Origin of the sequence: Nocardioides sp. CCNWLW239, assembly GCF_037137035.1 — a bacterium.
Classification (GTDB): domain Bacteria; phylum Actinomycetota; class Actinomycetes; order Propionibacteriales; family Nocardioidaceae; genus Nocardioides.
The window spans coordinates 70,841-87,597 of sequence record NZ_JBBBNW010000002.1; the positions used below are offsets into that span (position 1 = coordinate 70,841).

Genomic DNA, 16,757 nt, shown 5'->3' on the forward strand with positions numbered 1-16,757 from the left:
ACTTCGCGAGGTTTGTTCAGTCCCCCGGAAGATTCACGCTCATTCGACCGGCAGACCGAGACCTCTGGCGATCAGCATGCGCTGCACCTCCGAGGTGCCTTCACCGATCTCCAGGATCTTCGCGTCACGGTAGAACCGGGCCACCGGGTACTCCTCCATGAACCCGTAGCCGCCGAAGATCTGGGTGGCGATCCGGGTCGCGGTGACGGCCGACTCGGTGGCGTAGAGCTTGGCGGCGGCAGCCGCCTGCTTGAACTCCTTCATCGTCACAGCACCCGAGTCGAGGCCGGACTTCATCGCCGCGGCCTCGTACGTCAGCAGGCGCGAGGCGCGCAGCATGACCTCGAGGTCGGCGATCTGGAAGGCGACGCCCTGCTTGCGCCCGATCGGTCCACCGAAGGTCTGGCGCTCCCCCGCGTACTCGAGCGCCATGTCGAGGCAGGCCTGGATGCAGCCGACCGCGAGCGCGGCGATCGCGACCCGGCCGTCGTCGAGGGTGGCCAGGAACTGGGCATAGCCGCGGCCGCGCTCACCGAGAAGGTGGTCGGCCGGCACCCGGGCGCCGTCGAAGGAGAGCGGGTGGGTGTCGGAGGCGTGCCAGCCGAGCTTGTCGTAGCCCTTCTCGGCGGTGAACCCGGGCGTGCCCGAGGGGATCATGATCGTGCTGATCTCGGGCTTGCCGTTCTCGCGGGTGCCGGTGCGCGCGGTGACGGTGACGACCGAGGTGATCGAGGAGCCGGAGTTGGTGATGAACTGCTTGGCGCCGTCGACGACCCACTCGTCGCCGTCGAGAACGGCCTTGGTGGCGGTCGCGCCGGCGTCGGAGCCGGCACCCGGCTCGGTGAGACCGAACCCGGCCAGCTTCTTGCCCGCGACGAGGTCGGGGAGCCACCGCTCCTTCTGCTCGTCGGTGCCGTAGGTGAGGATCGGGTTGATGCCCAGGCCGACCGCGGCCTCGAGCGTGATCCCGATCGACTGGTCGACGCGGCCGAGCTCCTCGATCGCGACGCAGAGCGCGACGAGGTCGCCGTCACCCCCGCCGTACGCCTCGGGGGCGGTCAGGCCGAACAGGCCCAGCTCACCCATCTTGTGCACCACGTCGACGGGGAAGTGGTGGTCGCGGTCCCACTGCGAGGCGTGGGGCGCGATCTCCTTCTGGGCGAAGTCACGGACGACGGCACGCAGCTCTTCGTGCTCGGGCTGGAGAAAGGCGGTCATGCCGCCCAAGGTTAGCGCTTATTAACCTCAGGCGCGAGACCTGTAACACGCTGTTCGTAGCACTATCCGGTCGTTTGTGACGACCGGATAGTGCATGTAACAGCGTGTTACAGCTGGCGCAGCCTCAGCGGAACGTACCCGTCGAGACCGTCCCGGCGATCCTCCGCTGGAAGATCAGGTAGACGACCAGCACCGGCAGCACGGTCATCACCACGCCGGCGAAGAGCGCGCCGAAGTCGACGTTGTAGCCCGCCTGCGAGGAGAACGACGCCATGCCCTGGGTGAGCACGTAGTTGTTCCGGTCGGTGTTGAGCGCCACCGGGAGCAGGAACTGGTTCCACAGACCGAGGAAGTTGAAGATCGCCACGCCGGCCATCCCGGGCGCCGCCATCGGCAGCATGATCTGGAAGAACGTGCGCCACTCTCCCGCACCGTCCATCATCGCGGCCTCGTAGACGTCGTCGGGCAGCGTCTTGAAGAAGGCGTAGAGGAAGAAGACGGTGAACGGCAGCGCGTAGGCGACGTACGTCAGGATCAGGCCGGGCAGCGTGTTGAGCAGCCCGAAGCCCTGGAGCACGAAGAACAGCGGCACGATGACCAGGAAGACCGGGAAGGTCAGCCCGCCGAGCATCGAGTAGTAGATGAAGTTGCGGCCGAAGAACTCGAACCGCGCCAGCACGTAGGCGCACATCGCCCCCAGCAGCATCACCAGCACCAGCGCGGCGCCGACGACGATGACGGTGTTGAAGAAGTACGTCCCGATGCCGGCCTTCGTCCAGGCGCTCGTGTAGTTCTCGAAGCTCCACTCCGCGGGCAGCGAGAACGGCGAGGACAGGATCTCCTTCGACGTCTTGAACGAGGAGAGCAGCACCCAGCAGAACGGCACGATCACGATGACCGACCACAGGATCAGCAACGTGTGCGAGGTGCCCGCGACCAGGGCGTCACCCGGCGTACGTCGACCGCCGTCGGTGCGCGCCGGAGCGACCTGTTCGTCGAGAGTCACAGCACTCATCGGGCCACCTCTGCCTTCTTGTCCCGTCCACCGGCGAAGTAGAAGATCGCGAAGATCAGCGCCGCGAAGAGCAGCGTGACCAGGGCGAGCACGACCCCCATCGAGGTGGCGTAGCCGAACTGGCCCTTCTTGAAGGCGGTGTTCATCAGGTGCTGGCTCATCGTCAGCGTCGAGTTCGCGGGTCCGCCGCCCGGGTTGAGCGCTGCCATGAAGACGTACGCATCGAGGGTGAGGATCCCGAGGTAGATGTAGGCGGTCTGGACGTTGTCACGGATCGACGGGAGCGTGATGGAGATCGCCGTGCGGAACCGGCCGGCGCCGTCGATGCGGGCGGCCTCGTAGATCTCCGCAGGGATGCCCTTGATCGCGGCCACGAAGAGCACGGTGTAGAAGCCGATGCTCGCCCAGATCATCACGAACATCGAGGCCGGCATGGCCGCACGCACCTCCCCGAGCCAGGCGTAGTTCTCGAAACCGTCGAGGCCGATGCCGGTGAGGACACCGTTGAACAGGCCCGCGGCGGGGTCGTAGACCTGCGCCCAGAGCAGGCCGATGACGATGGCCGGGACGGCGTAGGGGAAGAACGAGACGACCCGGTAGAAGCCGGAGCCGTTGAGGCCGCGTACCTGACCCGTGCTGGGTCCGGCCGTGGTCACGACGACCGCGATCGCCAGCGCCGCGACCAGCGTCACCAGCGGCACCACGAGCGTGAGCAGCAGGTTGTTGCGCAGCGCCTTGAGGAAGGTCTCGTCCTGGAGCAGCTTGGTGTAGTTGTCCAGCCCGATGACGTTCATGACCGGGGAGAACCCCGTCCAGTCGGTCAGCGAGTAGAAGAGGGCCTGGGCGATCGGGATGACGACGAAGATGACGAAGACCGCGACAGGGAGGCCGAGGAAGACGGCCATGAACACGGCCCTGTCGAGGGTGAGCTTGGAGCGGCGACGGCGCGGTGGGGCTCCCCAGGGGTTCTCCTCGGGGAGCCCGCCCGCCGTCGTCGCATCAGTGACTGATGCAGACATGGTGGTTCGCGATCTGTGAGAGGGATCAGGTGATCTTGAGCTTCTCGATCGAGGAGTCGTCGGCGACCTTGTCGAAGATGCCCTGGACGGCCTTCGTCAGACCCTTGACGTCCAGGTCACCGGAGAGGAACGAGTTCCAGACCACGAGCTCGTCGGCGTTGGTGCCGTAGTAGTCGTAGAACTGGTAGTTGAACGTGTTCTCGCCGGCGGCGTCGAGCATCGCGCTCTGCGACTTCAGCGCCGCGGAGCCGAAGCCGTCGGCCGGGACGGTGCCCTTGACGATGGTCGGCGCCAGCTTCGTCTTGGAGAAGTTGGTGGCGGCCTCCTTGGACAGCATGGCGCGGAGGATCTCCTTGCCGCCGGCCGGGTTCTTCGCCTTGCTGGGAACGATGAACGACTCGCCGGCCGCCGCGCGGATCGTCTCGTACGGCAGCGCCGGGCTGTCGCTGAGCACGAACTCCGGGATGCCGGTCATCTCGAAGCCCTCCTTGGTGGCGTCCTTCATCTCGTTCTCGATCCAGCCACCGCTCGGGTAGAGGAGCGCCTGCTGGTCGTTGGACCACTTGGCCTGCGCAGCGGTGAACTGGGTGCCGGCGCCGCCGGGGACGAACATGTCCTGCTTCACCATCTCGCCGAGCTTCTCCAGGATTCCCTGGATGACCGGGTGCGACCAGGCGCCCTTCTCGAGGTTCTCCAGCGCGAGGCGCACCTCGTCGCCGCCCTCCTTCGCCGCCGAGTCGATCACCAGGGTGCGGTAGTAGGTCGCCGCCTCCTTGCCCCAGACCCAGAGGTACTTCTTCTTGGCCTTGGCCTGGGCGCCGAGCTCGAGCGCCTCGTCCCAGGTCTTCGGCGCGGTCCAGCCGTTCTCCGCGAAGAGCGAGGCGGAGTACCACACGCCGTAGAGGGTCATGACGTAGTTGATCGCCACGAACCGGTCGCTGTAGGTGCCCGGTGCCTTGACGTTGGGGTAGAGGGTGTCGGCGATCTTGACGCCCTCGTAGCTGTCGGCCTCGAAGACGTCGTCGAGCTCCTCCAGCTGGTCGGCGATCGTGTTGAAGCCGATCAGGTCGGCGCCGGAGTTGTCGATCAGGTCCGGCGGCGTGCCGCCGACGAACCGCGGCTGGAGCTCGGTGGCGATCTTGGTGGTCGCGCTCACCTTGAGGTCGGCGTCGGCGAACTCCTTGCCGACCACGCCGGCGGCGAACTCGACGTAGTCGTAGCCGTAGCCACCGTCGAAGATCACCACGTCGACGGTGCCGTCCTTGGCCATGCCGAACGGGTTGGAGTCGGACTTGGTGCCACCGCCGGAGCTGTCGGAGTCGCTACCGGGCGCGCCACAGGCGGCGAGCGCTCCGGAGAACGACAGGAGCGCCGCGCCGGCGAGGCTGCCGCGCAGGAGGGTCCGGCGATCGAGCCGGCCGTGAAGCTGCTGGGACATCGTGCTGCCTTCTTTCGGGTGGGATTCCTCGTTACTTCTTCTTACGGTTTTCAGGCCATGCTTCCGATGCGCTCGCCGTAGCGAGCCTTCAACGCATCGTTGTGCTCATCGCCACCCGGGATATTGGCGGAGAGATACAGGGGCGGGGTCTCGCCTGCGGCCTGAAGCGTGGCGGCGGCGCCGATCGTCAGGAGCTGAGCGATGTAGGCCGCGGTGATGGAGGAGACGGCTCCACCCATCACACCCGCGTCGCCCTCAGGGCCCACGGCACCGACGGGCACCGTCGCGTCGCCGAACGGAGCCAGGTTGTCGATCACCACGTCGGCGATGTCGGCCAGGCGCTTTCCGCTCGGGTGCTTGGGGGTGACCGCGTTGGTGTGCTCGAGGCTGGTCACCGCGATCACCTTGTGGCCTTCCTCCTTCGCACGCAGCGCGATGCCGACGATCGAGCCGTTGACACCTGAGTTGGACGCGATCAGGAAGACGTCCTCGGGGTGGAACTCGTGGAGCTCCCAGAGCTCGTTCGCGATGTTCGTGTCGCGCTCGAGGAGGCCGCCCGCGAGATCGCTGGCCGGACGCTCCCCGATGAGGACGGTGTCACGCAGCGCGATGGCGTGGGTGGGGATCAGGCCACCGGCACGACCGGCGACCTCCATCGCGAACGCCTGCGAGTGACCGGTGCCGAATGCCTGCAGGACACCGCCGTTGCGGATGCTGTGGACCATCAGCTCGATCGCCTCGTCGAGGCCACCGGACTGCGCAATGGCCTGCAGCTCGGACAGGCGTGTGCGAACCTGCTCGTCGAAGGCTCCGAACACGTCACTGATCAATTAGTCCACCCACTTTGCAAACTCGGGCCGCGACCGTATGACGAGCCCTGCGCACGAAAACTATTTGGAGAGAGTACGCCTGGCAATGGTTTTCTGTTACGAAACGGTGTCAATGACTCACAACTATCTGGGACTCGACGCGGGAGGCACCAGCACTCGCGCCGTCGTCGTCTCCTCCGACGGACGATGCGGAGGCATCGGGAAGGCCGGCAGCGGCAACCCGACCTCCGCCGGAATCGACGCTGCCACCACGGCAATCAGGGCTGCGGTCACCCAGGCCCTCGCCTCCGCAGGGACCGGGGCTGTCGCCGGCGCTGCGCTGGCGGTGGCCGGTGCGGGCGGGGCCGGCCACCGGGCGACGATCGTGGCCACCCTCTCCGACCTGGTCGCGAGCGAGCCGGTCTTCGACTTCGACGTGCTGGCTGCGTACTTCTCGGGGACGGCGTCCCCGAACGGATATGTGCTGCTCTCCGGCACAGGCGCCTCGGCCGTACGCGTCGAGGACGGCCAACTCGCGGCCATCTCGGACGGTCTGGGCTGGCTGCTCGGGGACGTCGGCTCGGGCTTCTGGCTGGGCCGGGAGGCGGTCCGCGCCGGGCTCGCCCCGCTCGACGGGCGCGGCGCCACGACCCCGCTGACCGGTCTGCTGCTGGACCGGCTCGGGATCTCGCCGGTCGACCACCGCGAAGGCGGACGGACCGGGACCCTCGTCGCAGCCACAGCGGCTCTCTACGCGATGCCGCCGCTGCGGCTGGCCGACTTCGCCTCGCTCGTGTTCACCGCGGCAGCCGGTGGCGACGGGGTCGCCGCGGAGATCCTCGACCGGGCGGCGGCCGGGCTGGCGGAGACGCTGGCGGCGGTGCGTACGCCTGATGTCGAGGGGCCGCTGGTCGCTGCCGGAAGCGTCCTGGCCCGACAGCCCGACTTCGCCGCCCGGGTCGCCCCTGGGGCCGTCGTCGCCCACGACGGGCTGGCGGGCGCGGCGGTGCTGGCGCTGCGGCATGCGGGCGTCCACGTCGACGACGCGGTCTACGCACGGGTAACCTCGTCGCTCGCCCAGCTCACCGGAGTGTGACAATCGTTACTACGGATGCCTGGAGCCAGGCCGGAAGGGCTCCCCTAGCATGTCCTTGCATCCACGACGGAGGAGTTCTCGTTGAGCAAGCCACTGACCAAGGTCCTGATCGCCAACCGCGGTGAGATCGCCGTCCGAGTGATCCGCGCGTGCAAGGACGCCGGAATCGGCTCCGTAGCGATCTACGCGGACCCCGACCGTGACGCGCTCTTCGTGCGCCTGGCCGATGAGTCCTACTCACTCGGCGGAGCCACGCCGGCGGAGTCCTACCTGTCCATCGAGAAGATCATCGATGTGGCACGTCAGTCCGGCGCGGACTCGGTCCACCCGGGCTACGGCTTCCTCGCCGAGAACGCCGACTTCGCCCAGGCCGTGATCGACGCCGGCCTGACCTGGATCGGTCCCTCGCCCGAGGCGATCGACGCCCTCGGCGACAAGGCGAAGGCCAAGCAGATCGCACTGAAGGCCGGCGCCCCGCTGGCTCCCGGCCTCAAGGACCCGGTCAAGGACGCCTCCGAGATCGTCACCTTCGCGCAGGAGCACGGCCTCCCGGTCGCGATCAAGGCGGTCTTCGGTGGTGGCGGTCGCGGCCTGAAGGTCGCGCGGACGCTGGAGGAGATCCCCGAGCTCTACGAGTCGGCCGTTCGTGAGGCCATCGGCGCCTTCGGTCGCGGCGAGTGCCTCGTCGAGAAGTTCCTCGACAAGCCGCGCCACGTCGAGACCCAGTGTCTGGCCGACAAGCACGGCAACGTGGTCGTCGTCTCCACCCGCGACTGCTCGCTGCAGCGTCGCCACCAGAAGCTGGTCGAGGAGGCCCCCGCGCCGTTCCTGACCGACGAGCAGAACAAGCGTCTCTACGAGTCCTCCAAGGCGATCCTGCGCGAGGCCGGCTACGTCGGCGCGGGCACCTGTGAGTTCCTCGTCGCCGCCGACGGCACCATCTCCTTCCTCGAGGTCAACACCCGCCTCCAGGTCGAGCACTGCGTCTCCGAGGAGGTCACCGGCATCGACCTCGTCCGCGAGATGTTCCGCATCGCCGCAGGTGAGGAGCTGGGTTACGACGACCCCGAGGTCCGCGGCCACTCCATCGAGTTCCGCATCAACGCCGAGGACGGCGGCAACAACTTCATGCCGGCCCCCGGCACCCTGACCGAGTGGGCGCCGCCCGCCGGCCCCGGCGTGCGCCTCGACGGCGGCTACGAGAAGGGCGAGACCATCCCGGGCTCGTTCGACTCGCTGATCGCCAAGCTGATCGTCTCCGGCCGCGACCGCACCCAGGCGCTCGAGCGCTCGCGGCGCGCGCTCGACGAGTTCAAGGTCGACGGCATGCCCACCGTCATCCCGTTCCACCAGGCCGTCGTCACCGACCCCGCCTACACCGCCGAGAACGGCTCCTTCGACGTCTACACGACCTGGATCGAGACCGACTTCGACAACCAGATCACGCCGTACGCCGGTGCTGTCGGCGAGGCCGAAGAGGCCGGCGAGCGCCAGACCGTCGTGGTCGAGGTCGGTGGCAAGCGCCTCTCGGTCTCCCTGCCCGCCGGGCTCGGCGGCCTCGCCGTCGGCGGTGGCGCCGGCGCCGCGAAGAAGCCGAAGCGCTCCGCCAAGAAGGCCGGCGCAGCCGCCTCCGGCGACTCCGTCACCTCCCCGATGCAGGGCACCATCGTCAAGATCGCCGTCGAGGAGGGCCAGGAGGTCGCCGAGGGCGACGTCGTCGTGGTCATCGAGGCGATGAAGATGGAGCAGCCGCTCAAGGCTCACAAGGCCGGCACCATCACCGGCCTGAACGCCACGGTCGGCGAGACGGTCACCAACGGGGCGGTCATCGCCGAGATCAAGTAGCTGACTGAGGGCTGCTCCTTCATCAAGGTATGCAGCCGAAGGCGCACATCCCTAGCGGAGTTCCGCTAGGGATGTGCGCCTTTTCCTGCATACCTTGACGAGCATTACAACCCGAGCTCGTCGGCCAGCACGGCCAGGTGGATCTCGAAGAGGGTGGCGGGGTCACCGAAGGCATCCGGGCCGAACTGGCCGAAGACCTCGAAGCTGATGCGGCCGAAGAGGCTGGTCCAGACGAGTACGCCGCGGGTGAGCAGGGCGTCGGGGAGGTCGAGGCCGAGCTGGTCGCGGATGCCTTGCAGCCCGGTCGCCAGGTCCGGCGAGATCTCCAGCGGCTCCGCCGGCACGACCAGCCGGCCGGCGGCGAGCGCACCGGCGCAGATCCGCAGCATCGCTGTCGGGACGCGGGTGCCGGGCACGCTGGTCCGCTCGTCCGGGGCGGCGTAACCGGGCACGGGTGACCCGAAGAGCAGCGCGTACGTCGCCCGCTCGGCGAGCGCCCAGGTCCGGACCGCGCGGCCGAGCGCCAGGAACTGGGCACGGTGGTCGTCCTCCGCAGCGGTGGCGACGGCAGCGTCGACCGCATCCCCGAGCTCGTCGTAGCCCGAGACCAGGAGCAGGGTCAGCAGCTCGTCGCGGTTCTTCACGTAGCGGTAGACCGCCGAGGAGACCACGCCGAGGTCCCGGGCGACGGCGCGCAGCGAGAGCGCGGCGGCACCGTCGACCGCCAGGTGCTCGCGGCCGATCCGAACGATCTCGTCCATGGTCTGTGCCCGCGCCCGTTCGCGGGGAGTCGTTCCTGCCATGCCGTCATCGTGCCTCGAAAAAGAGAGCGCCGTCAACAAAAGAGAGCAGTGCTCTTGCTTTTGTCGGCGACACGCGTCAGACTCATTCCGAGAGCACTGCTCTCGGAACCTCGACAGAGGGTTCCCGAGCTCGCCGATGGGCTCGATCACCGAAGAAACAGGAGACCCCCATGAACAGCACGCACCTCGTCATCGGCGCCGGCCCCGTCGGCGCGACCATCGCTCAGCAGCTCGCCGACCGCGGCGACCGCGTACGCCTTCTCACCCGCTCCGGCAGCGGCCCGGCGCACGCGTCCATCGAGCGGCTTCGCGGCGACGCCACGGACGCCGAGACCATCGTCCGGGCCGCCTCCGGGGCCCAGGCCGTCTTCCACTGCATGCACGGCAGCGCCTATGCCGCCGACACCTGGCGGGCCGAGCTCCCGCAGGCCGAGAAGGTCGTGCTGGAGGCCGCCGGCCGGGCCGGCGCCGTCGTCGTCTTCCCCGAGAGCCTCTACGCCTACGGCCGGGTCAGCGGGCCGATGACCGAGCAGACGCCGCGGACCGCCGACTTCGGCAAGCCAGCGGTCCGTGTCGAGCTGCTCCGCGCCCGCGACGCCTCCCCGACGCCGACCGTGAGCGTCGCCGCCTCGGACTTCTACGGCCCGCTGGTGCGCACCGCTCATGCCGGCGAGCGCATGGTCCCGACCGTCCTCGCCGGCCGTACGATGCGGGTCATCGGCGACCCGGACGCGGCCCACTCCTGGACGTACGTCCCAGACCTGGCCGCCGCGATGATCCGAGCGGCCGACGACGAGACCCTGTGGAACTCCTTCCTGCACGCCCCCACCGCGCCGCCGCTCTCCCAGCGCCGGCTCGTGCAGGCGTACGCCGACGCGGCCGGCGTGGCCGCGCCCCGGGTCAGCGGCATCCCGACCTGGACGATGAAGGCGATCGGCACCGTGCACGCCGGCACACGGGAGCTGGCCGAGCTGGCCTACCAGTTCGACCGGCCGTTCGTGATGGACTCCTCGGCGAGCGAGGAGCGCCTGGGCCTGTCCCCCACCCCGATCGAGATCGGCACCAAGGCGACCGTCGACTGGTGGCGTACGCAGGGCTGACCCCGCAGACCCGCAACGCGGTCGGCATACTACGTTCCCCGAGAGCGAGGAGGGCGGTTGCTGGGTCGACACTGGGGACGAGAGCGGCGGCGTGCACGGGATCTGAGGCAGCCCGACGTGGAGACGCTGCGTAGCGACGCGTCGACCCACCTCACGACGCTGACCGGAGCGCTGGCTCGTGGGCACTCACGAGACACCGAGTCACCCGACGGGATCGAGTCGGTGCTGCTCGCGCGGACCGTGGCCGAGACGCTGCTGCGCTCCGACAACGTCGCCGATCTCATCGGAGCCGTCGTGGTCGCCCGCACGGGGCTACGAGACCTCGAGCAGCTCCGCACCAAACGCACGCTGAAGGCCTACCGACCGTGTTTCTTCAACCCGGTTCATCAGCCGGCCTACGACCGGGCGACCTGGAGGGTCGGCCACGCGACCGTATCGCTCCCGGCGTGCTCGACGTGCCTGACGGCCATCCGTGCCGGACGCGAACCGGAGGTGCTTCGGCTCGGTCGCCGTCGTCAGGCGTACTACGAGCGTGACGACATCTGGGCGCGGACCGGGTTCGGCGCTCTGGTCGACGATCTCGCCGCACAGGTGATGGCCGACCGGATGGGGAGCCGGTAGGTGGCGCTCTTCCTCGACTCCGCCGTCGTGGTCGTCGCGCTCGGGACTCTCGGCGCGGCATCCTTTCTGACCGCCCGGAAGCTCACCGACATGACCGAGGCCGTCCGCACGGCCAGCCCTGGTCGACCGACCTACACCCCACCCGTGTCGGTGGTCACGAACGTGCTGTCAGCGCAGGAGGACCGGTTCGAGACCCGAGCACGCGCAGCTGCTCTGACACTCGGAAAGGCGATCGCAGGCGCCCACCTCGACCCGTCCGTGCCTGCCGCCCAGAGCGCCTGGCAGGCAGCGCTGGACCACTACGAGATGGCCCAGCGGATCCTCGACCGCGACCACGGTCCCGCCGATGCGGTCGGGGTCGTCCTGCTGGCCGAACGAGGGGAGCAGGCGCTCAAGTCGGCGCGTCGCGGACGGGGTTGGACGCCGCAGCGTACGTGCTTCTTCAACCCCTTCCACCCCCTCGCCTCCTCGCTGGTCATGGTGGCAGGGGGCCGGAAGGCGGTGCCGGTCCCGACCTGTCCGGCATGCGCGAAGTCCGTCTCGCGGGGACGACAGCCCCGCGGAATCCTCGACCTGACGGTCGACAACACCCTCCGGCCCTGGTTCACCCTGGATCTCGGCGTCTGGGGCGCCACCGGGTTCGGCGCGCTCGACCCGGATCTGCTCGGGCGGCTGCATCTCGGCGAGTAGCCACTCGACCGGCCGGCTACTTGGCGCTCCAGCCACCGTCCATCGTCCACGACGCCCCGGAGACCATGGCCGCGTCGGGTCCAGTCAGCCAGGAGACCAGCGAGGCGACCTCGGCGGGCTCGACCAGGCGCTTGACCGCCGACTCCTTGAGCATGATCTTCTCGAGGACCTCGCTCTCCGGGATGCCATGGGCAGCGGCCTGGTCGGCGATCTGCTTCTCCACCAACGGCGTACGCACGTAGCCGGGGTTGACGCAGACGCTGGTCACTCCGCGCGGGCCACCCTCGAGGGCAGTCACCTTGGAGAGGCCCTCCAGGCCGTGCTTGGCCGAGACATAGGCGCTCTTGAACGGGGAGGCGACCAGGCCGTGCACGGAGGAGATGTTGACGATGCGGCCCCAGCCGTTGGCATACATGTGCGGCAGGGCAGCCCTGACCAGCAGGAACGGCGCGACGAGCATGATTCCGTGGATCCGGCGGAAGTCGTCCGGGTCGAACTCCTCGATCGGGCTGACCCGCTGGATGCCGGCGTTGTTGACCAGCACGTCGACCTCCAGACGAAGGTCGTCGAGCTCCTCGGTGGCGGTCAGGTCGACCACCCACGCCTCGCCACCGATCTCGTCGGCGAGAGCGTGGGCGGCGTCCCCGGCCAGGTCGGCGACGACGACCCGCGCGCCCCGGGAGGCGAGCTCACGGGCCACCGCCGCGCCGATCCCCGACGCTCCGCCGGTGACCAGGGCCCGCCGGCCCTGGAGCGTACGTCCGGGATCGACGGCGCCCGAGACAGCCGTAGCGTGGTTCACGCCGGGCTCACCTCGCGTGCGGCCTCACGGTCGGCGTCGGCACGGTCCAGCGCACGCAGCGACGTGCCTTTGGTCTCCTTGAGGGTGAGCACGACGAGCGCGGTGATGATGCCGGCCACCGCGAGGTAGATCGCGGTGTTGGTCCAGGTGCCGGTGTCCTTGAGCCAGGCGATGGCCAGCAGCGGCGCGAGCGAGCCGGCGAAGATCGAGGTCACCTGGTAGGAGATCGAGATGCCGGAGTAGCGCATCCGGGTCGGGAACATCTCGGCCATGATCGCGGGCTGGGTGGAGTACATCAGGGCGTGGATCGCCAGACCGGCGATCAGCGCTGCCACGATCGCGACGTTGTTCTTGGTGTCGAGCATCGGGAAGGCCCAGAAGCCCCAGGTCGCGCCGAGCACGGCACCGACGAGGTAGACCGGCTTGCGGCCGACGCCATCGGCGAGCCTGCCGACGGCGAGGATGAAGAAGAAGTGGCAAGCGTGCGCGATCGCGATCAGGCCGAGCAGGGCACCCTGGTCCATCTTCTGGTCCTCGACGAGGTAGACGATCGAGAACGAGACCACCAGGTAGTACATGATGTTCTCCGCGAACCGCAGGCCCATCCCCTTGAGGACGCCGAGCGGGTAGCGGCGCAGCACCTCGAAGACGCCGTAACCGGCCTCGGCGGCCTGACCCTGCTCCGCCTTCGCCTCCTCGAAGATCGGCGAGTCGGTCACCGAGCGGCGGATGAAGTAGCCGACGAGGACGACGACGGCCGAGAGCCAGAACGCGACCCGCCAGCCCCAGGACAGGAACGCGGCGTCGGAGAGCGTGAGGGTCATCAGGGTGAGCACCAGCGTGGCCAGCAGGTTGCCCACCGGCACCGCGGCCTGCGGCCAGGCGGCCCAGGTCGCCCGGCGCTCGTCGGGAGCGTGCTCGGCGACCAGCAGCACGGCGCCGCCCCACTCACCACCCAGCGCGAGCCCCTGCACGAACCGGAGCAGGACGAGAGCGATCGGGGCGGCGAGGCCGATCTGGTCGTACGTCGGCAGGCAGCCCATCAGCACGGTGGCGACGCCGATCAGCATGATGGTCAGCTGCAGCGTGTACTTGCGGCCGAGGCGGTCGCCGATGTGGCCGAAGACGACGCCACCCAGTGGCCGGGCGACGAACCCGATCGCGTAGGTGACGAAGGCGGCGATGATCGCGTCGTAGGCGTTGCCGGTGGCCGGCATGATCACCTTGGCGAAGACGAGCGCCGAGGCGGTGGCGTAGAGGAAGAAGTCGTACCACTCCACGACCGTCCCGGCCATGGAGGCCGCCACGGTCCTGCGGAGCAGGCTCTGGTCATCGGGGGCGGCGGTGGCGCCCGGCTGTGTCGTAGACATGGCTGGGAGTGTGACAGCGATCATAATGTGCTTGCAACGCGCATGTTGGCACACGGCGTGAACGGAAATGCACATCACCCGTTAACATCATCTGTGCCCTCTTCACCGTTGCCGATGCCGTCCGCCGACCAGCTGCTGGTCCTGCTCGAGGTGGCCCGCAGCGGCCGGTTCACCGCCGCCGCCCGCACGCTGGGCCTGACTCACACGACGGTCAGTCGCAACATCTCCGCCCTCGAGCGCGCCCTCGGTGGCCGCGTACTGGTGCGCGGCTCCGACGGATGGGCGCTGACCGCGCTGGGCGAGCGCGCAGCACGGGCCGCCGAGGGTGTCGCCGAGTCGCTGGCCCGCCTGGCCGCCGACGAGCCTGTCGACCCGGTCGCCGGAGTGGTCAGGATGTCGACGACCGACGGATTCGCCGCCTACATCGCCTCACCCGCGGTCGCCGCGCTCCGACAGAACCATCCCGAGCTCGCGGTCGAGATCGTCACCGTGACCCGGCAAGCGGCCCAGCACCGCTCCGGCGTCGACATCGAGGTGGTGGTCGGCGAGCCGGCGGTCATGCGTGGTCGTGCGCTCCACCTGGGCGAATACGAGCTCGGTCTCTACGCCTCCCCCGGCTATCTGGAGCGCCACGGTGCGCCCGCCACGATCGAGGAGGCCGTACGCCACCGGTTGGTCTACTTCGTCGACTCGATGCTCCAGGTCGACGACCTCGACATCCCCCGGCGGCTGCTGCCAGGCATCCGGGACGCGGTCACCTCGACGAACGTGTTCGTGCACGTCGAGGCGACCCGGGCGGGAGCCGGGCTCGGTCTGCTGCCCTGCTTCATGGCCGACCGTCACCCGGATCTCGTCCGGATGCTCCACGACGAGATCCACCAGCGGCTGCCCTACTGGGCGGTCGTGCACCCCGAGTCCTGGCGCCGGCCCGCCGTGGCCGCCGTCGTCGACGGCCTCCGGGACCAGATGGCCCGTCAGCGAGACGCCCTGATCGGCCGGTGACGCCTGCGGATTCGTTGGTACCGGGCAGGCGCCGACTCCCCCATTCTTGACCCGTGCTGCGTGACGCCCCCGACCATCAGCGAGAATGCGCAGGTGGTGCCGCATTCGACCAGAGCAGCCGCCGTGCGTCTGGTGGCCTTCTTCGTGGCCGGGATGCGCTTGGCGACCCTGGCCCAGATGGCGCCGTCGATGCTGGCCGCGATGCCGGCCCTGCCCCAGACCGAGCATCCCTGGCTGACCGGGGCGACCTGGGTGCTGGCGACCGTCATGCTCGTCATGATGGCGGTGGTCACGCTCGTGACGCAGCGACCACCGGGGGCGACCCTCGCGGTGCTCGACGTCGCGGTGGCGGTGGCCCTGCTGCTCCTGGGCCTGTGGACGGTGCCGGTGGAGCTGCGTACCGGCAGCTGGGTGGGGTTCCAGCTGGGCTATGCGCTGTGCGTGTCGTGCTCACTGTCGATGATTCGCTCGCGGTGGCTGTGGGCGTGCCTGCTCGGCTCGTTGGCGGTCGCCGAGGCCGTCTACATCGCACCGACGGTGGACGACCTGGCCGACCTCACCGACGCCCTGGGCACGTGCCTGACCCTGCTGATCCTCGGACCGCTGGCCTGGTTCGGCTGCCGGACGATCGTGCGGATCGGCACCGAGGCCGATGAGGCGCGACGCTTCGCCGCGGCAGCTGCCAAGGCCGAGGAGGAACGCCGGGCACGGCTGGCCATCCACAACGGGACCGCGATGATGCGGCTCCTGGTGGAGACGGACGTCGTCGACGGCAACGGCGCGCTGCGCTCGCAGGCCGAGGTCGAGCTCAACCGGATGCGCGCCTACCTCAGCGGCCAGACCCCACCGCCGCTGGACGAGGCGACCAGCCTCGCCGCGGTGGCCACGGCTCTCGGCGCGGAGTTCGACGACCTTCCGATCACGGTGGTCGCCGACCTCGCCCAGGACGTCACGCTGCCTCGGGACCTCGCCGACGACCTGGCGGCGGCACTGCGCAGCCTGCTCCTCAACGTACGTCAGCACGCACAGGCGACCCGGGTGGTCCTGCACGCCGCCGAGGACGAGGACGGCTCGGGCTGGGAGGTCACCCTGCACGACGACGGCATCGGCTTCGACACCACCACGACGGCGTACGGCGTGGGTCTGCGGGAGGTCGTCGTCGAGCAGCTCGCACGCTCGGGTGTCGAGGTCAGGATCAACAGCATCCGCGACCTCGGCACGACGGTCACGCTCGCGCAGACGACAGCCGTGGAGGCGCCGTGATGTCCGAGGTGACCCCCGAGCCGCGCTTCAGCCACGTGGACGACGCGACCGCGATGCGGGCCTCGCTGAGCCTGCTCCTGCCCGATCTGACCTTCGTGTCCAGCCACGAGTCCGTGGAGGACCTGCTGACCGCGCGGCCGGAAGCCGACGTGGTGATCCTCGACCTCCACCTCGCCAACACCGGTCAGCCCGACGCCTCCCAGGGCACCAACGCCATCCGACGTGTCGTCGAGGCCGGCTACCGGGTCTGTGTCTACTCCCAGGAGGAGCGCCGGTTCGTGCTCGCCGCCTGCCTCGCCGCCGGAGCGACCGGTGTCGTCTCGAAGGCGGCCTCGCTGGCCGAGGCCGAGGCGGCGTTCCGAGCGGTCGCCGACGGGGAACCGGTGATCCCCCCGGGCATCACCGGTCTCATCGAGGTGCTCGTACGCCGCCGCAGCATCACCGTCCTCACCCCGCGGCAGCGCGAGGTCCTCGCCCATCGTGCCCGCGGCCTGACGTACGCGGAGATGAGCCGGACGATGTACCTGTCCGAGTCGACGTTGCGCGGCTACTGGATGGAGCTGGCGCAGCTGGTCTCCGAGTATCTACGGGAGACCTCACCCGGCGACATCGAGCACGCCCTCGGGCTCCGCCCGGGAGACCTGCTCGACCTCTGGCCCGGGTGAG

16 protein-coding genes are annotated in these 16,757 nt (G+C 69.2%); 8 read left to right on the plus strand and 8 right to left on the minus strand.

From position 1 onward, the window contains the following. Positions 1-39 precede the first annotated feature (39 nt). The 5 genes from WBG06_RS06365 to WBG06_RS06385 all read right to left on the minus strand — a co-directional run bounded on the left by WBG06_RS06365 (position 40) and on the right by WBG06_RS06385 (position 5,520). Positions 40-1,218 (minus strand): acyl-CoA dehydrogenase family protein, encoded by a 1,179-nt coding sequence (locus WBG06_RS06365; RefSeq protein ID WP_336735717.1) that lies wholly within the window; start codon positions 1,216-1,218, stop codon positions 40-42. 124 nt (positions 1,219-1,342) lie between these two features. Further along, positions 1,343-2,233 (minus strand): carbohydrate ABC transporter permease, encoded by an 891-nt coding sequence (locus WBG06_RS06370; protein ID WP_336735718.1) that lies wholly within the window; start codon positions 2,231-2,233, stop codon positions 1,343-1,345. Beyond that, complete coding sequence (locus tag WBG06_RS06375; protein ID WP_336735719.1) at positions 2,230-3,252, minus strand: carbohydrate ABC transporter permease; 1,023 nt, start codon at positions 3,250-3,252, stop codon at positions 2,230-2,232. The genes WBG06_RS06370 and WBG06_RS06375 overlap by 4 nt, the downstream gene beginning before the upstream one ends. 25 nt (positions 3,253-3,277) lie before the next feature. Then, complete coding sequence (ngcE, locus tag WBG06_RS06380) at positions 3,278-4,690, minus strand: N-acetylglucosamine/diacetylchitobiose ABC transporter substrate-binding protein (RefSeq protein WP_336735720.1); 1,413 nt, start codon at positions 4,688-4,690, stop codon at positions 3,278-3,280. A gap of 50 nt (positions 4,691-4,740) precedes the next feature. After that, positions 4,741-5,520: an SIS domain-containing protein gene (locus WBG06_RS06385; RefSeq protein ID WP_336735721.1), complete on the minus strand. Its 780-nt coding sequence runs from the start codon at positions 5,518-5,520 to the stop codon at positions 4,741-4,743. 112 nt (positions 5,521-5,632) lie between these two features. Between WBG06_RS06385 and WBG06_RS06390 the strand changes: the two genes are divergently transcribed. Together WBG06_RS06390 and WBG06_RS06395 are read left to right on the plus strand one after the other, a co-directional pair. Beyond that, positions 5,633-6,595 carry an N-acetylglucosamine kinase gene (locus WBG06_RS06390; RefSeq protein WP_336735722.1) on the plus strand — a complete coding sequence of 321 codons (963 nt, stop codon included), beginning with the start codon at positions 5,633-5,635 and terminating at the stop codon, positions 6,593-6,595. Positions 6,596-6,676: 81 nt separating this feature from the next. Then, a complete protein-coding gene (locus WBG06_RS06395; protein ID WP_336735723.1) occupies positions 6,677-8,440 on the plus strand; it encodes an acetyl/propionyl/methylcrotonyl-CoA carboxylase subunit alpha in 1,764 nt (587 codons plus the stop codon). Positions 8,441-8,544: 104 nt separating this feature from the next. On the opposite strand, the gene WBG06_RS06400 is transcribed toward WBG06_RS06395, so the two are convergent. Then, positions 8,545-9,243: a TetR/AcrR family transcriptional regulator gene (locus WBG06_RS06400; protein WP_336735724.1), complete on the minus strand. Its 699-nt coding sequence runs from the start codon at positions 9,241-9,243 to the stop codon at positions 8,545-8,547. 170 nt (positions 9,244-9,413) lie between these two features. Between WBG06_RS06400 and WBG06_RS06405 the strand changes: the two genes are divergently transcribed. From WBG06_RS06405 to WBG06_RS06415, 3 genes are all read left to right on the plus strand, one after another. Further along, on the plus strand, positions 9,414-10,343 hold the full coding sequence (locus WBG06_RS06405; RefSeq protein WP_336735726.1) for an NAD-dependent epimerase/dehydratase family protein: 930 nt from the start codon (positions 9,414-9,416) through the stop codon (positions 10,341-10,343). A 117-nt stretch (positions 10,344-10,460) separates the two neighbouring features. Beyond that, positions 10,461-10,964 (plus strand): hypothetical protein, encoded by a 504-nt coding sequence (locus tag WBG06_RS06410; protein WP_336735727.1) that lies wholly within the window; start codon positions 10,461-10,463, stop codon positions 10,962-10,964. Further along, the gene (locus WBG06_RS06415; RefSeq protein ID WP_336735728.1) at positions 10,965-11,654 is read left to right on the plus strand and encodes a hypothetical protein; all 690 of its coding nucleotides are present in this window, start codon (positions 10,965-10,967) and stop codon (positions 11,652-11,654) included. 16 nt (positions 11,655-11,670) lie between these two features. On the opposite strand, the gene WBG06_RS06420 is transcribed toward WBG06_RS06415, so the two are convergent. Both WBG06_RS06420 and WBG06_RS06425 read right to left on the minus strand, forming a co-directional pair. Beyond that, a complete protein-coding gene (locus WBG06_RS06420; protein WP_336735729.1) occupies positions 11,671-12,456 on the minus strand; it encodes a 3-hydroxybutyrate dehydrogenase in 786 nt (261 codons plus the stop codon). Continuing rightward, a complete protein-coding gene (locus WBG06_RS06425) occupies positions 12,453-13,826 on the minus strand; it encodes an MFS transporter (RefSeq protein ID WP_336735730.1) in 1,374 nt (457 codons plus the stop codon). The genes WBG06_RS06420 and WBG06_RS06425 overlap by 4 nt, the downstream gene beginning before the upstream one ends. Before the next feature lie 114 nt (positions 13,827-13,940). On the opposite strand from WBG06_RS06425, the gene WBG06_RS06430 reads away from it, so the two are divergent. From WBG06_RS06430 to WBG06_RS06440, 3 genes are all read left to right on the plus strand, one after another. Next, positions 13,941-14,828, plus strand: a complete 888-nt coding sequence (locus tag WBG06_RS06430; protein ID WP_336735731.1) for a LysR family transcriptional regulator — start codon at positions 13,941-13,943, stop codon at positions 14,826-14,828. Between the two features lie 93 nt (positions 14,829-14,921). Then, positions 14,922-16,091, plus strand: a complete 1,170-nt coding sequence (locus tag WBG06_RS06435; protein ID WP_336735732.1) for a hypothetical protein — start codon at positions 14,922-14,924, stop codon at positions 16,089-16,091. Then, positions 16,091-16,756 carry a hypothetical protein gene (locus WBG06_RS06440; RefSeq protein ID WP_336735733.1) on the plus strand — a complete coding sequence of 222 codons (666 nt, stop codon included), beginning with the start codon at positions 16,091-16,093 and terminating at the stop codon, positions 16,754-16,756. Before WBG06_RS06435 ends, WBG06_RS06440 begins: the two co-directional genes overlap by 1 nt. Position 16,757 lies beyond the last annotated feature (1 nt).